Genomic DNA, 19,908 nt, shown 5'->3' on the forward strand with positions numbered 1-19,908 from the left:
TGAGAAAGTTTTTAACACGACACATGATTAAGACTTATCAATACGATAAAAAATGACTCATCACAATAAATTGATACCGTGTTATCGCATGCATAGCCTGTTACTCAGTGAGTGTTACCCATGAACGTTACCGTCATCTCTGGCAAAACTTACCCACCATCAAATTGAAAAAACGTGACGAGTGTAGTTGTGATAAAAGAATGAAAGGGCACAACCATTCAGAGTTCAAACCAGTTCAGAGCATTCTTTATAAATTATTGTGGATGACACGCCGAACTGTGTTCTTTCTAAAAAGCCTGACCTGACAACGTCAACCCCTTGAAATAAATAACGATAGTTCAAAGTTAGAAATTAAAAATGCGCCATACCTTTCACTATAAAATAATCAGGAGTGACTGTTTGCTTCCCCACTCCTGATTGTAGAGAAAATCACATAAACCAACTACTTACTGTTTTATTTTTATTAAACCTGATGAACAAATGTGATGCACGGTAATTCGTATCACCGCTCATTTTTCCAGATGCTTTTGCCATTGAATCTGACGCACTACTGGCGCTTGATGCCATTCCCAATGCGCTCGAAATAGCACTTGCACCCGGCACATAACCCATAACGCTGGATGCCGTATCCAAATTACCACTCTTATCATAAATCCATTCGTAATCACCGTCGGAACTTACGTTCTGGTCGTCTGGCGTTCCGTATAACGCCTGAACCTCGGCCTGCGTGGTTTTATCAGGAATAATATGTGAGGTCACGTAGCTCCTACTAAATTTATCTTCGCCTCCCACAGAACTACATCCGGCAAGCAACAACATCATTGTTACAGCAATCAAAATAGTTTTCATCCTGCATCTCCATGACGTTCATTTAAACCCAGAGATAGTTATTAACATGGAGTCAAAATTAAGTAAACAATATTAGTTTACATAAATCTTACATTAACTTAACACTCAAACCACTCATGTCGGACAGTAAAAAGCAAAAAATCAACAATAAGAACTATAAAAAAAATCCAATCCAGACTTTAAATCCGGAAAAAACAGAAAAACCGAAACTTTATTTTACATAAGAAATGAGGAACTCATGGTGACATGTTTTGACGCTGAAAATCCTGCGCATCGCTACAGAGTCGTCGAGGACGCTGACGATCGTTAAAGGTAACGCCAGTTAAAACTCAGTGACACCACACTTTCACTATGGATAAATTTATATTAGGCTTTAATCCGAAGAAATTTAACCACGTGCAGTAAAAAAATGAATATGAGCCGAGTCAATAAAATGCATCGGTGAAGAAAATAGCGTTCTTACACTAGTATTTTATTATCATAATTGCTATGTTCTTGTGGCATAACGCTATGTTCAAAAAAGACTTTTCATCAATTTTATCATCAGTATTTACTGAGTAAGTGAAAATCGATGATTGATTAGCGGGCTTGACTGAGGTGTTTCAGTTTATAAGCAATAAATAACCACTTTAAGGTAGGAATTTTACCTATCAGCGTTCTGTTAGTAGGCACGCCAGTAATCTGCTTTGCGTTGACAGCTTAATGTGGCGTTTGACGCTTTCTGAATGGCAGCGTATTGAGTCTTCATTAAGAACGTTGTCATTCAAAAAGCATCAATTGAAGATTTTTAGCCTTCAGGAACCCTCTCATGAATGACATCGCATCCATTAACATCGGCCTTCTGCTCTTCCCCGCGCTGACACAACTTGATCTCACCGGTCCTTATGAGGTGTTTGTCCGTGCGCCTCATGCGCGGGTACATCTGATCTGGAAAAATTTACAGCCCGTGATATCAGACCGTGGCATGGCGATCTTACCTACCACTACCTTTGCAACGACGCCGCCGCTGGACATCATTTGTGTGCCCGGCGGCCCCGGGCAAATCGAACTGATGGCGGATGAGGATGTGCTTACGTTTGTCCGACGCCAGAGTGAGCAGGCCAGACTGATCACCTCGGTCTGCACGGGGTCGTTGGTGCTGGGTGCTGCCGGGCTGTTACAAGGCTATCAGGCGACGACGCACTGGGCATCCTTGGATCAACTGGTGCTTCTGGGTGCCGAGCCTGTAAACCAGCGTGTTGTGCGCGATCGAAATCGTATCACCGGCGCAGGTGTCACCTCTGGTATCGACTTCGCGCTTACTGTTGTCGCCGAGCTTTACGGCCCTGAGATTGCTCAAAATATTCAGTTGCATATGGAGTACGATCCCGCGCCGCCCTTTACCAGTGGCTCGCCGCGGACCGCGCCGGCTGAGCAGTTGCAAAAAGCGCAGGACCAGATAGCTCCCTTTATTGAAAAAAGACGCCTGGCGACGCAAAAAGCGGCGGCCAGGCTGGGTGATAACCGATTGGCGTAAGCGATGACTTTCAACTGTGCGACAACAAACGCTGTCACTGCCGCAACCAGAAAGCCACCTGTCACCTGATCCGCATGTCGTTGATTTCCCCTCTGCTCTCCGCTTCGTGACGCACGGGCATCGGTAAGAATGAAAAGGACATTCCCATGTTACTTAAACCCAGAGAAGCCCGTCAGAATAACATCGTGCTGCTCAGCACGTTGGAGGCGCGTCTCTACGTCGAGCATTTCGAATCCCTCTGGCAATCCAGAACTGAACTAAATGCGTTTCTTCATGAGGAGCATGCAAAGACACCTGGGCGTGATCTTCAGGATGCTGGCGTTATCTGCTACGTGGCAGAAACGGAGCGGCCGACGAGACGGATAAGCGTTATGGACAGCAGATATTTTCCGAGGTCGTCAGCACGGCTCGGGCGCGTGGTCATAACTTCCTCTCAGACGTGCTGAGAAGTCACACCCGGGCCTGCCAGTTCTGTGACGCGTCGAAAATAGTGCACATTAAAGGAAGCGCTTTCACAACAGCGACTCAGCAGGTTGCGCCGGCTATTCCGGGCCTGAAGGTCAATGCATAACGCCATCTCCAGCCTCGCCTTGCGTTTGCGCGCGGTCATCTTCGTTATGACGTTCACGATCAGGCTGCGGAATGAATGCAATGCCTGCCCTGCATCGGGGACCGGCGCGACAGTGAAAACGCGGCCCCTTTTCAGCATTGCGACATTTGACCCAACGTGGAATAGCAAAATACTGGCGCGATGACAGAGCCCCCTACGGAAATTCACCTCGCCAAAACATGCGCCATTTCCGTCGAGGGCCCGACACTGAATGACAACGCCGGAAGTTAAAAAAACCGTAATCTGAACAGCATATACAACACCAGATAAGCCACTCTGGCATTCACATTCATGACGTGGTACTTCACTTTCTCGCTTCTGTTTAATAATGCCAGTACGTTTGCCGGATAGCGTTTCTCTTTGATGCGTTTGATACTTTTCCGGATTTCATTAATGTTAAGCGTGGTGTAATACATGGCGGTAACGATTTGCATATCGAGGGTGAGCTTACGTTTGGTGACACCGGTAGAGAAAAGCGACAAATCCTCGTTTTTATATTTAACAAATAACCTTTCATACAGATCAGTCAGGTAACGCTTACGATCCAGCAATTCTTCATACGGGACGCGTCTTTTCGACAGCGAGTTTTCCACATCATCATAGTGATAAGATGCACTGTCAAAAATAAACAGGTTATCGACATAGTAAAGACAGTTGAGATTAAACAGCAGGTCTTCACTCATCGATATCCCTTTAGTGAAGCGGAGCTGGTGATCCTCAAGCAACTTTCTTCTGTAGCACTTGTTATGGAGATAGCCAATGTTATCACTTAACTCAAGCTCATCCAGCACAGCAGGAATAGACTGATGGCCGAAATGGCCATAGGTGGAAAGGCTACCCACGCGCGAGTACCTGAGGTTCCCCACCAGTAAATCAACAGGTTGTGAAACGCTCGGAGAAAGGTGCTGATGAAACATAGCCAGAAAGTCATCATCCACCCAGTCATCGGCATCAACAAAAATAACGTATTCTCCCGTAGCCACTTCCAGGCCTGCATTTCGCGCTGCGCTGACGCCGGCATTACTCTGCGAGATAACATTAAAATTTTTATAGTGTTTAAATTCATCAAGAACAGAGGCGCAGTTATCTTTGCTGCCATCATTCACCAGGATAACTTCATAATCTTTGCATGTCTGAAGGAGAAGACTTTGCAGGGTACGCATAATCGTCTTTTCAGCATTATAAACAGGTATTATTATACTGAATAAATATTTATCATTCATTTCAAAACCTCGTAACCAGCCCTAATGCCTGCCGCCCTTAAAAAGGCGAAAAGATCATGAAAATAAAAGCCTTTCCTTTTCCTGATAACCGAAAAGAAAATAAGCATCTAATTATTTATTAACCCACTCTGAGATTATAAAAGCGCGAAATTAAACTGACCGTAAACGGGCATTATTCGGATCATGAAGATACGCTTTCATTTTTATTAAGCGATAATTAAAAAAAACGAACAGGCAGGGTACATCCTCCCGCCACATGGCAGGATATTAACGTTACTCACGCGCAGATAAAAAACGCGTTATATTAAAGATACCGTTCAAGACGTTTTATTTAAACGTCTTACAATGCATATCTTTAAGAAATATCTGCATCACCGCCCAGAAAAGAGCGAGCGATTAATAAGAAACCACAGTTTTCCGGGTTGAATGAATATTTTGTGAATCTTCATCATCGGCTGCCCACGGAAAAAATAGTTTAACAGCGTAAAGGCCATAAACTCAGTAATCACCACACTTATGGCGCCGCCAGTAATGCCGAAGGCTGGCACCAGTGTCACCGTCGTGATCAGACATACCGCCAGCACACAGAACGTTTTTTTGATCAGGTAGCGATAGCCATTGTATTTAATAATGAAGCGATCCATGACGCTGCTTAGTACACCAAACATGGCGCCGATGCTTAATAACACCATCGGAGCAATCGCTTCGGTGTAAGCTGCGCCGTAGAAATGCCGGATAAACCAGGGGCCGATCAGGGCAATACCGCCGATAACGGCCCCCGACACGGCAATGACCATTAGCTGTAGCTTCTGCGCGCGGACAATCGCCACATCAGGATCACGTTCGGCAAACAACGCGGGATAAAACGAGGCAAGTAAAGCGTTGGGTAAAAAGACCCAGGCCACCGACAGCGTCATCGCGACAGAAAAGATGCCCGCCTCTTTTAACCCTAAGAACCATGAAACGCTGAGCTGGTTAAGGCGGGTATAAATCGTAATCGCAATCACCGACAGCACCAGGGATCGTCCGGCCTGCAAAATATACCCGCTGTAACGTCGGATATGAGTGAGTCGGGGAAGCGGCGGCTTCTCATGCGTACGTCGTTGGTGCCAGCTAAACACGCAGAGTTTGATCAGAAAAGGAATGAAGGTAGCCAGCACAATGGGAATGGCCAGCAATTCCGGTTTGAGCTGGAACCAGGAAATCCCATAACGGATAGCCAGACTGATCAGGAGACCGGTAAGGTTAGCCATCACGTTCAGCTTCGCATTCAACACCGCTTCATTGTAGATATTAACCAGATCGATAGCCGAGAACAGACAAGCCAGTGCCGCCGCGCAGATAAAGACAAACGCTTGCGAGTTCATCTCTTCCCGCATCACCACAATGCCAATGGTAGAGAGCACACAGTAAAGGCTAAACACCAAAATGACAGCCGGCACCATAAGGCGGATGCCAGAACGGTGATTCTGGGCAATGCGCTTGAGCAGGATGACGTCGCAGCCCATCATCGCCACAGACTGGATAAACTGAAATATCAGCATGGAAATGGCGATCACACCAAACGTGACAGGCCCGACGTACTTAGCGACGAAGGACGTTACAAACATCAGGCCAAATACCGCAACCAGCTTCTCAATGATCATCCATAACGAGTTTTGCAGCTTTTGTTTCACGAACGCGCCCTCAACAGAGTCTGTACGGCATGACGCAGCCCGGACACCAGGCGTGGAGACAGGTAGAAAAGCGTAAAATAAAGGCTCCAGGCATCTGGGAGCATGCCCGCGGCAATATAGGCACGATAGTTTTGCCGGTAAAGTTCAATATACTGCCTGACGAATGCCGCGCTGAACGTCCCACTATACAGGGCTTTATAGATGTGCGAGGCCGTAACCTTCAGAAATAAGAAGTAGTAATAGCGTTCCTGCGGCCGTAGCAAGACGCGTTTAATCCCTGTAAAAGCCCGGACGTAAGTGAAGTGTTTTTCTTTGAGCGCCGAGCGCGTTGCCGAATCGTGTGACTCAACATAGTGGTAGACGACCCGAGGGCTGAACACGACCTGTCCCTGCGGGGCACCGGACAGGTAGCTGATCACAAACAGCAGATCTTCAAAGTTGAAGATATCTTCCCGAAAGCGTAACTGCTGCTGTTGCACGATCGTCCGGCGGAAAAACTTGTCACAGATACCGTGTTTCGGCGTGTGGTAGAGCAGTTCACCGATCGCCTTATCAGCGCGCAGACTGCGCAGTGCGGTCTCTTCAGGCTCCCCGGACAGCGGCTCGCCGTCATGAGAAAAGGTGCGGGATTCGCCTACGGCCAGAATGACGTCTTCATTCATCAGCCCCAGCCAGGTATCCAGCACACCTGAAGGCAGAAAGTCGTCGGCATCGATGAAAGAGAGGAATGTGCCACGCGCAGCATCCAGACCGCAGTTACGTGCCGATGAAACGCCGCCATTGGGCTTATCTATAATCTCTACGCCAGGATAATTCTGGTATTTTCTCATTAGCTCAAGTGAATTATCACTTGAACCATCATTGACTAAAATAAGCTGGCAATGCTCAGCATGAGGTTGCTGAAGAATACTCTCGACGCAACGTTCAATAAACATCGCGCCGTTATAAACAGGCACGATAAATGACACTAAAGGGGCGTGTTGATCATTAAACATATAACCTCTGGTGTGACATATTTATTAAAGTGTAGCGCAGGGAATGTGTCGGTTAGTTCCAGCTATTTTTATTCGTAAAAATTTTTCGCTACTCTAAATCAGTCATCTGTATGCACATCGCCAATTTTTGTATCAAAATATGTATAGCATGAAACCAGAAAATAAAAGACAGCATAAACATGAAGATGACATCAAAACTAAGAGTATTCTGTAATTTAAAATGGCGTTACTGAACCCTGCGGAAATACAGAGATCCTGTCTGTGATACTCTACTCAGGCGCGGACCGTTTCCGCAATAAGCCACCTTCGCAATGTAAAGCGTAAAGAGAACATTCAGACAATAGCCAGTGAAGTGAAAAATGGAAGACACTTTTCCCGGCAAAAATTAATAAGAACTTCCTTATAAAAATCGACATATTTCAGATGACACATTAATAAAAAACAACGCGTGTCCAGCAAAAATAAATAAATATACCAGAAGAAACAGAAGTGTTTAATTAACGTTTAACTTTTTGGGGCATATAAAAAATCTCAGCGCCTGAAAATATGCGTGGACTGGCACACCCCGGGGCTGCATGGACTGGCTTTCTGCGGTGAGATTGATTCCGCCCGGGTCGCGGAGAGAATCGCTAAATATGCTTCCGGCATTGCCTCTTCGTTCAACGGCGACCGAGGAAGCCGTGCGATCAGACTGCTAACCTTATCGTCATTGCTTTCCGGCGGCTCCGTCTGCCCACGGTTATCATGGGCAGCCGCACGCATCCCCGTCGTCCTCAGTCGCTGGCGTGCCGGTGCTCAGCACATCCTGCACAGCCGCCACATCCTGTCTTACGCGATGAGGTGAGCGGTGCGGAAACCGGCTTCGTGCGCACACGTCCACCTGCGTGGCGCAGCAGGCTAATGACCAGACCGTTAAGCACGACCACACTCATCAGGCACAGCGCGCTAAACCCCGGATGCAGGCGAAAACTGACACTCTGATAAAACAGCGTAGCAACGGAGTACGCAACGTTCAGGCCCCAGAAAAAGGAAAACAGCATCCAGTTTTTCCCGGCTTCCCGGGTTATTGCGCCCATCACCGATACGCAGGGAACGTAGAGCAACACAAACAGCAAATAGCTGTACGCTGCGAAGCCGTTGCCGAATTTCGCACTCATCACGCCCATTTGCGTCGCATTGATTGTACTGTCACCTTTACTCGCTTCAATAGGGTTGGCCAGCGCACGCAGGCTGAATGCGCTCTTCAGGCTGTCACCGGTTTCTTTCAGCGCGTCACCTAACTCACCCGACAGCGAAAAGTCCTGCGGGCGAAACGCGCCGCTTTGAACATCTTCGCCGACATAAAGACTGTTCAGCGTACCGACCACGACTTCTTTCGCCATGATGCCTGTCACCAGCCCGACCGTGGCCTGCCAGTTGTCTGATGTCACGCCGACAGGTCGCAGGGCTGGCGTGACGACTTTACTCACAGTAGCCAGCGCAGAATCATTGATATGGTCTACGGTTGCCCCACTAAACGAAAAGTTGCTGAGTAATCCGATCACCATGCTGACCACAATAATGACGCGACCTGCGCGCACGATAAACATCTTTAAACGTTGCCAGGTCTGGATCAGCAGGCTTTTCACATGGGGGCGATGGTAGACCGGCAGCTCCATAAGAAAAGGTGACGCTTCGCCGCGCAGCAGCGTATTTTTCAGGATAAGCCCAGTGACGATGGCCACGATAATGCCCAGCACGTACAGAGAGAAAACCAGGCTGGCGCGCCAGGCGCCAAAAAAGGTGGCGGCGAAAACCGCAAAAATCGCCAGCCGCGCACCGCAGGACATAAAGGGCGCAATTAGCACGGTAAGTAAGCGCTCACGGGGTGTATCCAGCGTACGCGTGCCCATTACTGAAGGCACGTTGCAGCCAAACCCGACGATAAGCGGTACAAAGGATTTTCCCGGCAAGCCCAGCGACTGCATCAGGCGATCAATTACAAACGCTGCACGCGCCATATACCCCGAGTCTTCAAGAAAAGACAGAAACAGGTACATCAGGCCGATCTGGGGCAGAATCGGCAACACCGTGTTAATCCCGGCCCCTATGCCCTGCGCAAGGAAGACCGTTACCCAGTCGGGAAAGTGGCAGGTATAGCCCAGCCACTGCGCGCCATGAATAAACAGCGCCACCGATCCGCTGTCGAACAAAGGCTGGAAGGCTGCACCGATGTTAATTGACAGCACAAACATCAGATACATCACGCCCAGAAAAACCGGTATTCCCAGGAACCGGTTCAGCACAAGGCTGTCCAGCCACTCAGTCAGCGCAGCGGGTGCGGCTTTATTGAGGTTACAGACCGCGGCGCAGAGCGCGTTGATAGCCTGATAACGACAGTTCACCACATGCATTGCCGGATCGCCGCCCGCCGCCTGCCTGATCGCCGGCAGTTGGGGGACGACTGTGGGACAGATGCGCTGACTGTTAATGTCACCCGCCAGCAGCTGTAGCGCCAGCCAGCGCTGCTTTTGCCTGGCGATGTCCGCAGGCATCATCGTTTGCAGGCGCGCGATGGCCGTCTCAATTTCACGAGAATAAACCAGAGGTTGTGGCGGTCTTTCTCCCTGCCAGTCGTCAATGGCGCGTTTAAGCGAGGCGATGCCTTCGCCACGTGTTGACGTCAGCGCCACGACCGGGCACCCCAGCCGGGCTGACAGCGCTGCCCTGTCGATGATGATATTCTGGCTGAGCGCGATATCCTGCATGTTTAACGCCACGATACAGGGCATGCCCAGCTCCAGTAGCTGAAAAGTCAGGAAAAGATGACTCTCCAGGTTTGAGCTGTCTACCACATTAATCACCAGGTCGGCGTGATTCTCAAACAGATACCCACAGGCGATACTTTCATCGATGGCGCTGTCCGCCGAAAGCGTTGTAAGCGAGCGCGTGCCTGGCAGATCAACCAGCCGTACATCCGTTTCAGCCGTAAAGAACTGCCCTTCCTTGCGTTCTACCGTCACGCCCGCCCAGTTCCCTACGCGCTGGCGGGCCCCGGTAAGCTGATTAAATAACGTGGTTTTACCGGTATTCGGGTTGCCGATCAGACCCAGGGTTAATGTTCTCATCAGCGGACTTCTTCCAGCAGAACCGAAGCCAGATCGCGTTGCCGCACCGCCAGACTGAGGCGACGCGTACGGATATGAACGGGATCGCCCAGTGGTGCAGTACGGATAATGTCAATCAGCGTGCCGGGCAGCACGCCCATGGTTAGTAATTTTTGCCGCCAGGCGGGATCAACAGAAGGCTGGTAGCCTCTGACACGATAGGTGGTGTGTGTTTTGATTTTCACAGATATATCCCAACCGTTAACAACTAAGGCAGGAATTATACAAATGATAACTATTCTTGTTTCTTGATCTGGATGGGGATGATGCACAGGATAGCGACAAAATACGCTGATATGCTATTTCACCCTGACGGCCCGCTCGGGTTAATGGCCATCCGGAAAGAAGCATTGCGGAAGATTGTCAGAAACGTCCCTCAGCGGCAAACAGGCTGAGCGGCCTCAGCAGTGGGAAAATAACAGATGGTGTTGCCATACCTATTTTCAGCCCCCTGTCTGTGAAGCACGGCTTATACAGCGAAGACGGACACAACGTCAGATTGCGGTCACGTATGAGGGCAGCGAAAAATATTAACGCGCAAATGTCTCACCCAGGCCTTCATCTTATTATTGCGCGAAAAAACGTAACTCCCGGTACATTTCTGCATAAACGGCCCCTTGATCACCCCGTTTTTGTGACTATGCCAACCCCTTAAAAAAACACGCTTTTCCTGAAAGCGTCATTTTATTTTTAAACTAATCGTCATAGATCACATTATTTATGGCGTCACTATTAAGGTAATCCGTTAAATACCGATATACCTGTATCCACGTTTATCAGGTATCGCCGCCATGTTTAAAAACCTTAAAATTACAACGGGCATTATTGCCGTATTGTTTTTGTTCAGTGCGCTGTTAATGCTTACCGGGTCGCTTTTTTATTCGTCTGTCAGCCAGGCGGGACGCAACTTTTCTCACACTGAACAACTGACGCTACAACAACAGCAACTGAGCGATAGTGTGCAGACGCTGATAAAGACGCGTGTCACCGTCAGCCGGGTGGCTATTCGTTTTCTGAAAAACCAGAAGGATCCGGCATCTCTGGCCTCGATTGCCACACTGCTGGACACAGCGAAACAATCTGCTGAAAAAGCCGATGAGTATTTTTCAGCCTACAAAGCCGCCCCGCCCTTACCCGGACAGCATGCGGAACTGACCCAAAACGTGCAGACGGCTTACAGCAAAATGCACGATACCATGCTCGCGTCGGTCGAGTTCCTGCGAAATAACAACTATCAGGCTTACGGCAATCTTGATGCACAGGAAGCGCAGGATCAGCTGGATAAGGCTTATCAGGCCTGGCGGAGCGCTAACTATCAGCTGATGAAGGAAATCGCCGCAGAAAACGATCACAACTACACCAATATGCTGTGGACCTTGCTGATTATCGCAGTTATTGCTCTGGTGACCGTTGCCAGCGTATGGGCTGGCCTGCGGACACTGCTGCTGAAACCTCTGACTCTGGCAACCGACTACATGCGCGCGATCTCTGCCGGGGATCTGACGCGTGAGATCGCCAGCGACAGTCACAATGAAACCGGACGGCTCCTCAGCCAACTGGAAGAGATGCGCAGCGCGCTGGTGGTGACGATTCGTTCTGTCGATGATGCAACGCAGTCCATTTTCACCGGCGCAGCAGAAGTATCGGCCGGCAGCATCGACCTCTCTGCCCGCACCGAGCAACAGGCGGCCGCACTGGAAGAGACGGCAGCCAGCATGGAGCAACTGACCTCGACAGTAAAACTGAACGCGGAAAATGCACAGCAGGCCACCGCGATGGCGAACGATGCCGCGGTGATGGCGTCGCAGGGCGGCCAGATTGTGGCGAAGGTGATTTCCAATATTGAGCAGATCAGTGAAAGTTCCAAACAGATTGCCAGCATCATCGGCATTATCGACAGCATTGCGTTCCAGACGAATATCCTGGCGCTTAACGCTGCGGTCGAAGCCGCGCGCGCAGGCGAACAGGGGCGCGGTTTTGCTGTAGTCGCCGGTGAGGTGCGTTCACTGGCGGGACGCAGTGCAAGCGCGGCGCAGGAGATCCGCACGCTGATTGAACAATCGACGCAGCGTGTCAACAGCGGTTCGACTCATGCCTCCGAAGCGGGTGATGTCATGGGAAGCATTGTGCATTCCGTTAACAGCGTGACCCAGTTGATGGCTGAGATTGCCTCGGCCTCGGCCGAGCAGACACGCGGTATTGAACAGGTGACGAAAGCGGTATCGGAAATGGACGGCGTCACGCAACAAAACGCGGCGCTGGTAGAGGAATCGGCCAGTGCGGCAGCCTCACTGGAAGATCAGGCTACGCAGTTACGTCAGTCGGTCTCCGTGTTTAACACGGGCAGAAAGCCGACCACAGGTCTGGCGACGTCCCGCAGCACAGCTTTGAAAAAACCCGTTATGACGCCTGTGTCTACCGCACCGTCAGCGGATAACTGGCAGTCATTCTGATCGACCTGCCGCGGAGCGATGCCCTGCTCCGCGGCAAACGGCTTCAGGCGTGGTGGGCCATATCAACGACCTTCGTTTCACTGCCCCAGTCGGCGTCAAATACAGAAGAAACCAGGGCTGGATAAACGCCCGTAACAGCTACATCAACCAGTCCCAACGCCACAAAGGGATCCTCGGTCAACCTGTCGCGAACAGCCTGCTCATCAGAGGCGAGAAACAGCACAACGCCGCCCTGCTGATTTTCCAGCGGTCCGGCCAAAACCACCTCGCCCGTCTTGATGTGCTCCACCAGCCAGCTTTTATGACCCGCGCTGTGTTTTTCACGTTCGGCGGCGGCACCACGATAACTCAGCGTAACAATGTAAAGCATAAGGTTCTCCTGTGGATTACAACGCAAGTGACTGGATGAGCGTGCTGGCGGCATTAAACGCGTTGCCGATTTCACGCTGTTGAATGGCTTCCCCTTTTGAAGCCCCTTCTGCACGGATAACATGAATATGCTCAACGCCTAAAAACCGAAAAAAAGCGGCCAGATACCGTTCCTGAAAATCCCACTCTTCAAGGGAACCGCCGTGGTAAAAGCCGCCCCGCGCCGAGGCCACGATCACGGTTCGCCCACCTGACAATCCCACCGGGCCTTGTGCCGTATAACTGAATGTTTTGCCTGCCTGCGCGATCCGGTCCAGCCAGGATTTTAGTTGGGCAGGCACCGAAAAGTTGTACATCGGCGCACCGATGACTATCACATCACTGGCAAGAAACTCCGCCACCAGCAGGTCAGATAAGCGATGCTGTTCTGCTATGTACTCACTGACGTTGTCGTCGTTTCCCGCCCTGAAACCTGCCGCGATGGCCGCGTTAAGAGGACGGATTTCCTCGGCCACGACATCACGGTAAGTCGCCTGAGCAGCGGGGTACTTTGCCAACAGTTTTCTGACGATGTCCGCGGTAAGCTGCCGGGTAACCGACGGCGTCTGGAAAATACTGGCGTCAATATGAAGTAATCTGTTCATGGGATTCCCCTGAGAGTGATGGTGCTATGACGATGGAAGGGTTCTGGCCGCGCGATCGATAAACGCAGCCACCTGTTCAGGATGTGAAACCAGCGATAAATGACCAGATGCGAGACGCTGAACGCGTGCGCCAATATGCGCAGCAATGTCAGACTGGACACGGGGCGGCAGCGCCCGGTCTTGCGTGGTCAACAAATACCAGGTGGGTTTGATTTTCCATGCGGCTCGCATCACCTTGTCAGTGAAAGCGCTCGCCGCAACAGGTTGTTGTACCGCAGCCAGTTCGCGCACCCGCGCATCAGGCACGTCGCCGGCCAGCATTTCACCAAACTGTTGGGCATTATCCAGCCAGATCATCCCGTGTTTATCCGGCCTCATTTCCGTCATCGGGGCATGAAGTCGTTGCAACAGCCCGGCAGCAGATTCATTACTGTCGGGCACCAGCGCAGAGAGAAAAACCATGCCCCTTACGCGCGAATCGTTGCCAGCATCAGCCACCACCACACCGCCCCAGGAATGCCCAACCAGCAGCACCGGGCCTTGCTGACGCGCAATGACCGCCTCCGTCGCCTTTACGTCATCCTGCAATGAGGTCAATGGATTCTGAACGGCGGTGACGTGATAACCTTTGTGCTGAAGGCGTGAAATCACCGCCCGCCAGCCTGAGCCGTCAGTAAACGCCCCGTGGACTAAGACGATGTTTTTCACCGTCGCCTGCGCAGCGAGCGGCACATTCAATAACGTCAGCCCCAGCAGCACCGCATGCTTTAATCTTTTCGCCTTACTGCTCTTTCGCCGCATCTCGCCTGTTCCTGTGGTCGTTTTCATGCTGACCATGGTAGATCGGGCGAAAAGAGCGTGTAAGATGGCGAATAAGACAACTAACAGGCAAAACTCGCCATAAGGAGTGACTGGCTATGCGCATAGCGATTGTGGCGCTGGAAGGCAGCCTGCCTTCTGCCGTCAACGGCTTTTGTGACACCTTATGGATTGCGCGCCAGGTGATTGCGTCTCGCCCCGATATTGCGGCGCAACCGACCCGCGCGCCGCTGGAGGTCCAAATCGTAAGTGCTGATGGCCAGCCCGTGCGCGATGCGCAGGGACGATGGCTACATGTCGATGCTGATTTCAGCCAGGCAGAGGCGTCAGATATCGTCCTGGTCGGGGGAATGGCCTTGGGCCGCGATCGGTTTCCGCACCATCCGGAGGCGGTCATACAGGCGGGGAACTGGATAAAAAAAATGTACCATCAGGGTGCCATCGTCGGTGCCGCCTGCGCGGGCTGTCTGGTGCTGGGCGAAGCGGGGCTGCTCAGTCGTCGGCGTTGTACCACCACCTGGTGGCTGTTTCCAACCCTGCGGGAGCGCTATCCGGATGCGCGTCCGGTATGGGGAAAAACGCTCGAACAACAGGAAAATATCATTACTACGGGTGGCCCACTCTCGTGGAGCGCGCTCACGTTGCATTTGCTGCACAGGATACTGGGAGCGGACGTGTCCAGACAGGTTGCTGATATGGCCGTTGCCGATGCCCAGCCCGTGTCGCAACGTTTGTATGCGCCGCCCGGGTTTATTAACACTCAGCACCCGTTGCTGATGCGGGCGGAAGAGATTATTCGCTATCAACAGCCAGGCATCACGGCAGAACGGCTGGCCTCTGCGTTACATACCAGCGAACGTACGTTGCACCGTAAAATGAAAATGCTGACCGGCGAAAGTCCTAAGGCGTTTATTACCCGGGTCCGCATTGAAGGTGCCTGTCTTCTCCTGGAGAACCCCACCGTAAGCATCCGTAAGGTGGCCGCCGATTGTGGCTATTCTGACGAAAGCAGCTTTCGCAAAGCGTTTAATCAGGTGATGGCGATGACACCCGCGCGTTATCGACAGTGGATTGCCGCCAGAGCGGCGCCCGCAACACGTTAATCAGCGTAGCGCATGCAGCGCTGCCCAACTGGCGTCTTTGATTTGGCCGTCTTTAGCAAACAGCAACGGTCCGGTGGCCAGCCCATCGCTTGCCTTCGGCGTCGCCGCCGTCCGGTGGGGCGTGTCCCAGACACCCCACGTGAGCACTGCGTCGACACCGGCTTCCAGCACAAGCGAAAGATAGCGCTTATAGGTGCTGGCGACCGCCATGGCGCGGCGCGCCATCGGCAGGCGGCTGTCATCAACATCCAGTTCGGTGATATACACGGCCAGGCCCAGCGCTTTCACTTCACGAATAAATGTCGCCAGTCCCGGACCAGACGCGTACTCCGGACCGGCCTTGAGATGAGACTGAATGCCCAGCGCACCAATGGGGATCTGTCTGTCCTGCAAATTGCGCAGCAGCGCCAGCACAGCGTCGCGTTTTCGTTGCGCGTTGTCATGGTCGCTTTCCAGCCCGTAATCGTTATAGCAAATGACGGCGTGAGGATCGGTCTGATGCAGCGCGTCACAGGCGATATCCAGATAACGCGTTCCCAGACGTTGATACCAGAAACTGTTGCGCCATCCGCCAGGCAAACCGTCAGACAGGTTGATAATCTCGTTCGCCACGTCCCAGCTCTGTATCTGTCCCCGATAGCGCCCCGCGACGGTATGAATATGGTCTCTCAACACTTTTTCCAGCAGCGTGGCATCGCGAATCGCCAGCAGCCAGTCCGGCACCGCGCGGTGCCAGCAAAAGGTATGCCCGCGTAGCAGCAGGCCCTGCGCTCTGGCAAAGGCGGCAAGCGTATCCGGGCCAGAAAAATCGTAGCGATTCTGCTCAGGCTGAACGACCACCCACTTCAGCGCGTTTTCCGGAACAATAATATTGGCCTGGCTGGCCACAAACTGCCGGTAATGCGCATCGGACCGCAAACGCTCGGGCCGGACCGCGAACCCAAACAGAAGATGACGCTGCGCGGCTATGCGCTTTAAGGGGGGGAAAGCCGGTTCGGCCGCGAAGGCCGGTATCGGCAATGCGGAACCCAGCAACAGCGCCGCGCTGCGTTTTAAGAACCGACGTCGCGGCGTGGATGTGAAGCCAGACAGATTATGAGGTTTCATCAGTGCCACGTCTCCTGTGACGTTTTGCCCGATCATCGTGAAGGTCGCATCACACCAGCCCGGTATTCTTATAACCCCAAGCCCTAAGGCCCGTCAGCAACGATTTTGTCCACGTCGGTAAAGCCAGATTTCTGAATGTAAAATCCCTCGCTTTACGGTATCGGGTTTTCTGGCATTCGCGGGGCTGTGTGCCTGCATGTTTCAGGACGGGCGCTGCCGTGCCAGCGGTAAAAGTGACCTTTGCTACCTTGTTATGCCGCACAGGCTGACAAACCGAATGAAAGGCTGTCGAATTACCTTTGCTAAGCTGATAAGTACACCTGATACGTTTAATAAAGGAGAATGCTATGACGCAGCCTAAAACCCGCCCCCTCGGCAACAGCGGCCTCTCTGTGCCGCTTCTGACCTTTGGCGGCAATGTCTTTGGCTGGACGGTAGACGAGAAAACCTCGTTTTCTCTGCTCGACGCGCTGGTGGAAAAAGGCCTGTTCTTTATCGATACCGCCGATGTCTATTCACGCTGGGCGCCCGGCAATCAGGGGGGCGAATCCGAAACCATCATCGGCAAATGGCTGAAGAAAAGCGGTAAACGCGACAGGATAGTGCTGGCGACCAAAGTCGGCATCGAAATGTCACCGGAGAAGCAGGGACTGAAACCCGGCTATATTCGCCAGGCCGTCGAGGACTCGCTGCGCCGTCTGCAAACCGACGTGATCGACCTCTATCAGGCGCATCGCGATGATGAAACCACGCCACTGACCGACACGTTAACCGCCTTTGACGCTCTGATCAAAGCCGGCAAAGTCCGGGCTATTGGGGCCTCCAACTACAGCGCCGCGCGACTGCAGGAGGCGCTGGACATCAGCAAACAGCATGGGCTGGCGCGTTACGAAACCCTGCAACCGCTCTACAACCTTTACGACCGTGAAGAATATGAAAGCGAGCTGGAGCAGGTAGCGCGAGAGAATCAGCTTGGCGTGATCAACTACTACGCGCTGGCCAGCGGCTTTCTCAGCGGCAAATATAAAAAACCGCAGGATGCCAGCAAGAGCGCGCGCGGTCAGGGTATTGTAGATAAGTACCTGAATGAACGCGGTAAACGCATTGTTGAAGCGCTGGAAGACGTGGCGGCGTCACATGATGCGTCAGCCACGCAGGTGGCGCTGGCCTGGCTCATCGCGCGCCCGAGTATTACCTCCCCTATCGTCAGCGCGACCTCCTTGTCGCAGCTTGATGAACTGGTCAAAGCCACTGAGTTGACGCTGAGCAAGCAAGAAATTGAAGAGCTGTCCCAGGCCAGCAAGCCATAAAACCTCCGGGGATGCCGCGGCATCCCTTTTACTTTGCCTCGCAATAAATGCCTTTTTAGCTATAAAAATATTCATTCAGCGATAACTGTCACAATTGCGTTAATTCCTTACCACTTTGCAGTTACATACGCACAGATTTGCAAAAATTGACATTTAGTCAGCATTATTCTCTGCCCTGTCTTTTCCTGTCATTTCATAAAGAATAACGCTGATGAATACAAAAAAAGCAGTGCAGTTTATGCCTCGCCTGGCCGCTGGCAGCCTGATGTTTGCGATGCTGAGCGCCTCCGCGCTGGCCGCCGATGCCTTTAGCTATGACTCACCTTACCTGTTTGGCGACTGGGGCGGTAACCGAACGCAGTTAGAAAACGACGGCATTAAGTTAGATGTTAATTACACCATGGAAAGTGCCGCCAATCTGGGTGGCGGAGCTGACAGCCATACCTCGATGCGCTACAGCGACCAGTGGGCGTTTGGTGCCAATTTCGATCTGCAAAAACTCCTCGACTGGCAGGATACGCAGTTCCAGGTCACCATTACCGATCGCAATGGCCGCAACATCTCCGATCAGGTGGCCGATCGCCGCACCGGGATGCTCTCTTCTACCCAGGAGGTGTACGGTCGTGGCCAGACGTGGCGCCTGACGCAGTTCTGGTTAAGCAAAGGCCTGTTCGATAACACGGTCAATCTGAAAGCCGGACGCGTTACCGTCGGCGAAGATTTCGATAACTTCGACAGCAAGTTCCAGAACCTGGCGTTTGGCAGCGGCCAGGCCGGTAACTGGCGCGGCGATCGCTGGTTTAACTGGCCGGTTTCGCAGTGGGGCGGCAGGCTAAAAGTCAACGTTACGCCAGAGGTGTTCTTCCAGGTCGGTTTCTACAATCAAAACCGTGCGAATTACGACCGTGGCGATGGTTTCCGGCTGGATACCAGCAACTCAGAGGGGAATCTGGTGCCGGTCGAGTTAGGCTGGAAACCGACGTTAGGCCCCGACAAGTTGCTGGGTAACTATCGTATCGGCTATTACTACTCGTCCGCAAATGGCGACAACTATGGCAGCTGGCGTGACGGCGCTTACCAGCGCAAAAATCATGCTTACGGCGGCTATGTCCTGTTGCAGCAGCAGTTGACGGCGCAGGGCGGCGATGCCAGCCGGGGTCTGGGCGTGACGGTTCAGGCGGTGATGAACGACCATAAAACCTCGAAAACGGATAACTATCAGTCCGTCAGCTTCACCTGGAAAGGACCGTTCGATGCCCGTCCGCAGGATGAGATTGGCATCGGCGCGGCGCGTATTCACGTCAACAGCGCCTACACGCGTTCGCTGCGTGAACAGAACGACGCCAGCGGGCAGACCGATTTTAACAGCCCGACCTATCTGCCTGTTCAGGACGGTTCGGAGTACAACTATGAAATCTATTACAACGCGCAGCTGACCAAATGGCTGCAACTGCGTCCTAACCTGCAATACGTTGTTGCGCCGGGTGCCGTTAGCGACGTGAAAGATGCCTTTGTCGGCGGAATCAGCGCTAACGTGAATTTCTGATCCGCCCTTCAGACCTGCCCGCAGGGCAGGTCTGCTTTCCCGCCTGCCCTGACGCTTTCATCCCGTACCTGCTCTGTTGATTCGCCTCAGTTTTCCGCAATTTTTTGCAAGCCCTGCCCCACTTCACGCGGTATAACCTCATCCATGTCTTACCACTGCGCATAACGGAAAAACCATGCAAACCTATATCAGCAAAGCGTTCTCAGCCGACCGGGCCTGGGGTGCACTCGACATCGCTAACTTTGATGGCACAACCGTACGGCTTCACTGGACGGATCAACCCTACAAGTGGCACATCAATGACGGTCAGGAAGTTTTTGCGGTGATGGATGGCTGTGTAGAGATGCACTACAAGGAAAACGGAGACATCAGGACAGTGCGCTTGCAGACAGGGGATATTTTTTATGCCAGCGTGGGCACGGAACATGTTGCCCATCCACAGGGCGAAGCGCGCGTACTGGTGATCGAGAAAGCGGGATCGGTCTGACCCCGGCCAGCCCTGAGGCACGATGGCTGGCGCACATTTTCCGCGTATACTGAGG

The 19,908-nt window shown here is 52.2% G+C and carries 16 protein-coding genes; 6 read left to right on the top strand and 10 right to left on the bottom strand.

The features are described 5' to 3' along the window. Nucleotides 1-429: 429 nt before the first annotated feature. Nucleotides 430-849 carry a putative periplasmic lipoprotein gene (locus C1N59_RS18775; protein ID WP_054634609.1) on the bottom strand — a complete coding sequence of 140 codons (420 nt, stop codon included), beginning with the start codon at nucleotides 847-849 and terminating at the stop codon, nucleotides 430-432. 808 nt (nucleotides 850-1,657) lie between these two features. Here C1N59_RS18775 and C1N59_RS18780 point away from each other — a divergent pair. Beyond that, nucleotides 1,658-2,365: a DJ-1/PfpI family protein gene (locus C1N59_RS18780; RefSeq protein WP_054634610.1), complete on the top strand. Its 708-nt coding sequence runs from the start codon at nucleotides 1,658-1,660 to the stop codon at nucleotides 2,363-2,365. Nucleotides 2,366-3,202: 837 nt separating this feature from the next. Here C1N59_RS18780 and C1N59_RS18785 read toward each other — a convergent pair. The 5 genes from C1N59_RS18785 to C1N59_RS18805 all read right to left on the bottom strand — a co-directional run bounded on the left by C1N59_RS18785 (nucleotide 3,203) and on the right by C1N59_RS18805 (nucleotide 10,200). Next, nucleotides 3,203-4,138: a glycosyltransferase gene (locus C1N59_RS18785; protein WP_394550070.1), complete on the bottom strand. Its 936-nt coding sequence runs from the start codon at nucleotides 4,136-4,138 to the stop codon at nucleotides 3,203-3,205. 431 nt (nucleotides 4,139-4,569) lie between these two features. Further along, on the bottom strand, nucleotides 4,570-5,874 hold the full coding sequence (locus C1N59_RS18790) for an oligosaccharide flippase family protein (RefSeq protein WP_039338998.1): 1,305 nt from the start codon (nucleotides 5,872-5,874) through the stop codon (nucleotides 4,570-4,572). After that, nucleotides 5,871-6,869 carry a glycosyltransferase family 2 protein gene (locus tag C1N59_RS18795; RefSeq protein ID WP_054634613.1) on the bottom strand — a complete coding sequence of 333 codons (999 nt, stop codon included), beginning with the start codon at nucleotides 6,867-6,869 and terminating at the stop codon, nucleotides 5,871-5,873. Before C1N59_RS18795 ends, C1N59_RS18790 begins: the two co-directional genes overlap by 4 nt. A gap of 773 nt (nucleotides 6,870-7,642) precedes the next feature. Next, a complete protein-coding gene (feoB, locus tag C1N59_RS18800; RefSeq protein WP_394550071.1) occupies nucleotides 7,643-9,976 on the bottom strand; it encodes a Fe(2+) transporter permease subunit FeoB in 2,334 nt (777 codons plus the stop codon). After that, on the bottom strand, nucleotides 9,976-10,200 hold the full coding sequence (locus C1N59_RS18805; RefSeq protein WP_162286133.1) for a FeoA domain-containing protein: 225 nt from the start codon (nucleotides 10,198-10,200) through the stop codon (nucleotides 9,976-9,978). The genes feoB and C1N59_RS18805 overlap by 1 nt, the downstream gene beginning before the upstream one ends. Nucleotides 10,201-10,806: 606 nt before the next feature. On the opposite strand from C1N59_RS18805, the gene C1N59_RS18810 reads away from it, so the two are divergent. Next, nucleotides 10,807-12,468 (top strand): methyl-accepting chemotaxis protein, encoded by a 1,662-nt coding sequence (locus C1N59_RS18810; RefSeq protein WP_033739125.1) that lies wholly within the window; start codon nucleotides 10,807-10,809, stop codon nucleotides 12,466-12,468. 43 nt (nucleotides 12,469-12,511) lie between these two features. On the opposite strand, the gene C1N59_RS18815 is transcribed toward C1N59_RS18810, so the two are convergent. Genes C1N59_RS18815 through C1N59_RS18825 form a run of 3 tightly spaced genes read right to left on the bottom strand, consistent with a single transcriptional unit; the run spans nucleotide 12,512 to nucleotide 14,282 of the window. Further along, nucleotides 12,512-12,838, bottom strand: a complete 327-nt coding sequence (locus tag C1N59_RS18815) for a YciI family protein (RefSeq protein WP_394550072.1) — start codon at nucleotides 12,836-12,838, stop codon at nucleotides 12,512-12,514. A 16-nt stretch (nucleotides 12,839-12,854) separates the two neighbouring features. Next, nucleotides 12,855-13,481 (bottom strand): FMN-dependent NADH-azoreductase, encoded by a 627-nt coding sequence (locus C1N59_RS18820; RefSeq protein WP_033739123.1) that lies wholly within the window; start codon nucleotides 13,479-13,481, stop codon nucleotides 12,855-12,857. Between the two features lie 24 nt (nucleotides 13,482-13,505). Continuing rightward, nucleotides 13,506-14,282 (bottom strand): alpha/beta fold hydrolase, encoded by a 777-nt coding sequence (locus C1N59_RS18825; protein ID WP_394550920.1) that lies wholly within the window; start codon nucleotides 14,280-14,282, stop codon nucleotides 13,506-13,508. Nucleotides 14,283-14,398: 116 nt separating this feature from the next. Between C1N59_RS18825 and C1N59_RS18830 the strand changes: the two genes are divergently transcribed. Continuing rightward, nucleotides 14,399-15,403: a GlxA family transcriptional regulator gene (locus C1N59_RS18830; RefSeq protein ID WP_394550073.1), complete on the top strand. Its 1,005-nt coding sequence runs from the start codon at nucleotides 14,399-14,401 to the stop codon at nucleotides 15,401-15,403. Here the strand turns inward: C1N59_RS18830 and C1N59_RS18835 are convergent, their stop codons facing one another. Beyond that, nucleotides 15,404-16,510 (bottom strand): endo-1,4-beta-xylanase, encoded by a 1,107-nt coding sequence (locus C1N59_RS18835; protein WP_394550074.1) that lies wholly within the window; start codon nucleotides 16,508-16,510, stop codon nucleotides 15,404-15,406. It lies immediately after the preceding gene. Nucleotides 16,511-16,857: 347 nt separating this feature from the next. On the opposite strand from C1N59_RS18835, the gene C1N59_RS18840 reads away from it, so the two are divergent. The 3 genes from C1N59_RS18840 (at nucleotide 16,858) to C1N59_RS18850 (ending at nucleotide 19,853) form a co-directional block, all read left to right on the top strand. Next, nucleotides 16,858-17,820 (top strand): aldo/keto reductase, encoded by a 963-nt coding sequence (locus C1N59_RS18840; RefSeq protein WP_324020612.1) that lies wholly within the window; start codon nucleotides 16,858-16,860, stop codon nucleotides 17,818-17,820. 211 nt (nucleotides 17,821-18,031) lie between these two features. Continuing rightward, nucleotides 18,032-19,366, top strand: a complete 1,335-nt coding sequence (locus tag C1N59_RS18845; RefSeq protein ID WP_394550075.1) for a carbohydrate porin — start codon at nucleotides 18,032-18,034, stop codon at nucleotides 19,364-19,366. Between the two features lie 175 nt (nucleotides 19,367-19,541). Then, the gene (locus tag C1N59_RS18850) at nucleotides 19,542-19,853 is read left to right on the top strand and encodes a cupin domain-containing protein (RefSeq protein WP_394550076.1); all 312 of its coding nucleotides are present in this window, start codon (nucleotides 19,542-19,544) and stop codon (nucleotides 19,851-19,853) included. Nucleotides 19,854-19,908: the final 55 nt, after the last annotated feature.

Source organism: Pantoea sp. SGAir0183 (assembly GCF_043545505.1).

Bases quoted from the DNA above. Each gene is read 5' to 3' on its own strand.
- C1N59_RS18845 (WP_394550075.1), top strand. From the start codon at position 18,032: ATGAATACAAAAAAAGCAGTGCAGTTTATGCCTCGCCTGGCCGCTGGC.
- C1N59_RS18815 (WP_394550072.1), bottom strand. From the start codon at position 12,838: ATGCTTTACATTGTTACGCTGAGTTATCGTGGTGCCGCCGCCGAACGT.
- C1N59_RS18850 (WP_394550076.1), top strand. From the start codon at position 19,542: ATGCAAACCTATATCAGCAAAGCGTTCTCAGCCGACCGGGCCTGGGGT.
- C1N59_RS18795 (WP_054634613.1), bottom strand. From the start codon at position 6,869: ATGTTTAATGATCAACACGCCCCTTTAGTGTCATTTATCGTGCCTGTT.
- C1N59_RS18835 (WP_394550074.1), bottom strand. From the start codon at position 16,510: ATGAAACCTCATAATCTGTCTGGCTTCACATCCACGCCGCGACGTCGG.
- feoB (WP_394550071.1), bottom strand. From the start codon at position 9,976: ATGAGAACATTAACCCTGGGTCTGATCGGCAACCCGAATACCGGTAAA.
- C1N59_RS18780 (WP_054634610.1), top strand. From the start codon at position 1,658: ATGAATGACATCGCATCCATTAACATCGGCCTTCTGCTCTTCCCCGCG.
- C1N59_RS18840 (WP_324020612.1), top strand. From the start codon at position 16,858: ATGACGCAGCCTAAAACCCGCCCCCTCGGCAACAGCGGCCTCTCTGTG.
- C1N59_RS18775 (WP_054634609.1), bottom strand. From the start codon at position 849: ATGAAAACTATTTTGATTGCTGTAACAATGATGTTGTTGCTTGCCGGA.
- C1N59_RS18785 (WP_394550070.1), bottom strand. From the start codon at position 4,138: ATGCGTACCCTGCAAAGTCTTCTCCTTCAGACATGCAAAGATTATGAA.
- C1N59_RS18825 (WP_394550920.1), bottom strand. From the start codon at position 14,282: ATGCGGCGAAAGAGCAGTAAGGCGAAAAGATTAAAGCATGCGGTGCTG.
- C1N59_RS18820 (WP_033739123.1), bottom strand. From the start codon at position 13,481: ATGAACAGATTACTTCATATTGACGCCAGTATTTTCCAGACGCCGTCG.
- C1N59_RS18810 (WP_033739125.1), top strand. From the start codon at position 10,807: ATGTTTAAAAACCTTAAAATTACAACGGGCATTATTGCCGTATTGTTT.
- C1N59_RS18830 (WP_394550073.1), top strand. From the start codon at position 14,399: ATGCGCATAGCGATTGTGGCGCTGGAAGGCAGCCTGCCTTCTGCCGTC.